The sequence below is a fragment of the Kytococcus schroeteri genome, assembly GCF_002847825.1.
Lineage (GTDB): Bacteria > Actinomycetota > Actinomycetes > Actinomycetales > Dermatophilaceae > Kytococcus > Kytococcus schroeteri.
In genome coordinates, this window is record NZ_PKIZ01000086.1 from 1 (window position 1) to 364 (window position 364).

A 364-nucleotide genomic window follows, 5' to 3' on the forward strand; every position below is an offset into this window, starting at 1 on the left:
CGCGACAAGGCCGAGAAGAAGGCCGAGGCCGCAAAGAAGAAGGCTGCAAAGGCACAGGCCAAAGCAGCCAAGAAGGCCAAGAAGGTTGAGGGCGATGCTGCTGGGAAGGTGGCGTCGCTAAAGAAGAAGGGCGAAGAATTGAACACCGATGATCTGACCGAGAAGCTCGGCGCGGATGCCGAGAAACTGCGCAAGAAGATCGACAAGCGTACGAAGAAGCTGCGCAGCCGTTTCGACGAGGCGCAGGAGAGGGCTCAGAAGAAGGCCGGAAAGAAGGCCAAGAAGCGCGAGCAGAAGATCGCTCAGCTCACCGCGGCGCTGAAGGAAAACGCTCACGATCTGCAGGAACGCGGCCAGGCTGCGA

General features: G+C 59.6%; 1 protein-coding gene. It reads left to right on the forward strand.

Features of this window, described 5'->3' with window-relative positions:
• A partial coding sequence (locus CYJ76_RS11620) for a hypothetical protein (RefSeq protein WP_202820493.1) occupies positions 1-364 on the forward strand: 364 nt, incomplete at both ends.